This is a genomic window from Parasphingorhabdus sp. (assembly GCF_036963705.1).
Classification (GTDB): domain Bacteria; phylum Pseudomonadota; class Alphaproteobacteria; order Sphingomonadales; family Sphingomonadaceae; genus Parasphingorhabdus.
The window spans coordinates 103,741-106,285 of sequence record NZ_JBALUT010000002.1; the positions used below are offsets into that span (position 1 = coordinate 103,741).

Below are 2,545 nucleotides of genomic sequence, written 5' to 3' on the forward strand. Positions count from 1 at the left end.
CCAACACCGGCGGCTTCCAGCTTGGCTGCGACGTCCATCGCCAACGACACTTCAGAACCCGTGGCAACTAGCACCACGCGTTTGTCAGCTTCAGCAGCCTTCAGGCGATAAGCGCCTTTTTCACAGAGATTTACACTGACGTCATCACGCAGCGGCGGAAGCCCCTGGCGGGTCAGCGCTAGGGTCGAAGGGCCGTCGGAGCGCTTGATAGCCAACGCCCAGCACTCTGCTGTCTCGATTGCATCGGCGGGCCGGTAAACATGCATATTCGGCATCAAACGCAGGCTCTGGACATGTTCGATCGGCTGATGGGTCGGACCATCCTCGCCAAGACCGATGCTGTCATGGGTCATGACATAAATGGCCCGCGTGTTCTGGATCGCGGAAAGCCGCATCGCACCGCGACAATAATCAGTGAACACCAGGAATGTCCCGCCATAAGGGATGATCCCGCCGTGCAGCGCCATCCCGTTCATCGCCGCCGCCATGCCGAATTCGCGGATGCCATAATAGATATAGCGGCCAGAATAATCGTCTTTTGTCAAAGGTTTGGTGGAAGGAGTTTTGGTATTGTTTGAACCAGTGAGGTCGGCACTGCCACCGATCATCTCCGGCAAAGCCGCGGTGATCGCGCCCAGAGCCATTTCGGAAGCCTTGCGCGTCGCCCATTTCGGTGGATCCTTCGCCAGACCGGCGAGATAGTCCTGCATCGCGCTACCGTCCGGCAGTTCGCCGGCCATGCGTCGAGTGAATTCGCCTGCTTGAGCATGGCCACTCAATCGGCCTTCCCAATCGGCCCGCGCAGTGGCACCTTTAGCGCCCAATTGACGCCACGACGTCAGGATATCTTCCGGAATAATAAAGGGTTTATGTTCCCAGCCCAGAGCTTCACGTGTACCGGCAATCTCTTCATCACCGAGTGGAGCCCCATGGGTTGCCGAAGTGCCCTGCTTGGTCGGAGCGCCATAGCCGATGACTGTCTTGCAGGCGATCAGCGATGGCCGGGGATCCGCTTCTGCTTCGCTTAGTGCCTTGCGGATATCGTCAAAGTCATGGCCATCGCAGGAAACGACGTGCCAACCGGACGCGCGATAACGTGCAGGAATATCTTCGCTAGTAGACAATTCCGTTCCACCATCGATAGTTATACCATTATCATCCCAAAGAACATTAAGTCTTCCAAGGCCAAGATGCCCGCCGAGACCAACCGCTTCGTGGTTGATTCCCTCCATCAGGCAACCGTCACCGGCGATTACCCAGGTCTTGTGATCCACCAGATCATCGCCGAACACCGCGTTTAGATGCCGCTCGGCAATCGCCATGCCCACGGCGGTGGCGAAGCCCTGCCCCAGCGGGCCGGTGGTCGTTTCCACGCCCTCCAGCTTGAAATTTTCGGGATGTCCGGCACAGGGGGAGCTAAGCTGACGGAAACCCTTGATATCTTCCAATGTCGGCCGGGCATAGCCGGTGAGATGGAGCAAGGAATAGATCAGCATTGAGCCATGACCTGCGGATAATACAAAACGGTCGCGATCCGCCCACTTCGGTGCCTGCGGGTCATATTTCAGAAAATCGCTAAACAGGACGGTGGCGACATCCGCCATGCCCATCGGCATCCCCGGGTGGCCGCTATTAGCCGCTTGCACCGCATCCATGGCGAGCGCTCTTATGGCGTTTGCCATGTTTTTTTCGGTAACGGTCATAGCTGGTATAATCCCCTGGATTGGCGCGTGTGTAAGTGCAGCAAGATGCTGCGAGTCGCTATTTTGCCTCTTCCTTTGATGATCCAACAGGGCGCCGTCAAGGACCGCTTTTCCCGATCTTGTGTTTACGGCGACGGAATAGATTGATAGCAAGGAAAGACAGAAACTTACCTGTTGGAAGCAAGCTTTGGAAAATGCTCATGGACAATGAACCCGTCATCCTCGCCATCGGGCGGATTGAACGCGCGTTAAGCCGGATAGAATCGGCAAAAAGCACGATGCAGTCGGAAATCGATCCGGCGCTGAAAGCACGCCACGAAGCGCTGAAATCGGAAATGAAACAGGCGATCGAGACGATAGATAGCCTGATCGGGCGACAGGAAAACTGACATGGCACAAATGAAACTGGAAATTGGCGGTCGCTCATTCACGGTAACCTGCCAGGACGGGGAAGAAGCACATCTGTCCAAATTGGCCGATATGGTCGATGGCAAGGCCCGGGAATCCGGCGACCCAGCCGGATTGACCGAAAGCCGCATGCTGCTTTATTCCGCGCTGCAACTGGCCGATGAACTGCACAACGCGCAGGCTGCTCCCGCCCAACCGGCTGCAGACAGCGACACCTCACCGCCGAGCCCGGTAGATAACCAGATTGTCGCCGCGCTGGAGAAACTGGCCGATCGTACAGAGCAACTGGCAAATAGCCTTGAGTAACGCCCCTATCGCGCCTAGATAAGACCTGACGGGTACTGTCTGGCACGAGCTTGATACGAACATCCCTGAGGCGATATAACTTCCTAGGGAGCTGTCCCTGTACGGATTGCGGACTGTTTTGCAGTCGG

General features: G+C 56.7%; 3 protein-coding genes. 2 read left to right on the forward strand and 1 reads right to left on the reverse strand.

Translation table 11 applies throughout. The features are described from left to right. The coding region (gene tkt, locus V7680_RS01045; protein ID WP_335651430.1) for a transketolase at nt 1-1,703 on the reverse strand (1,703 nt) is incomplete at its 3' end. A gap of 200 nt (nt 1,704-1,903) precedes the next feature. Between tkt and V7680_RS01050 the strand changes: the two genes are divergently transcribed. Continuing rightward, on the forward strand, nt 1,904-2,092 hold the full coding sequence (locus V7680_RS01050; RefSeq protein WP_335651425.1) for a hypothetical protein: 189 nt from the start codon (nt 1,904-1,906) through the stop codon (nt 2,090-2,092). 1 nt (nt 2,093) lies between these two features. Further along, nucleotides 2,094-2,417, forward strand: coding sequence for a cell division protein ZapA (locus V7680_RS01055; protein WP_335651426.1), 324 nt, complete (start codon nt 2,094-2,096; stop codon nt 2,415-2,417). The last annotated feature ends 128 nt before the right edge of the window (nt 2,418-2,545 follow it).

Excerpts from the sequence above, each read along its gene's own strand:
- V7680_RS01050 (WP_335651425.1), top strand. The coding sequence starts at position 1,904 with ATGGACAATGAACCCGTCATCCTCGCCATCGGGCGGATTGAACGCGCG.
- V7680_RS01055 (WP_335651426.1), top strand. The coding sequence starts at position 2,094 with ATGGCACAAATGAAACTGGAAATTGGCGGTCGCTCATTCACGGTAACC.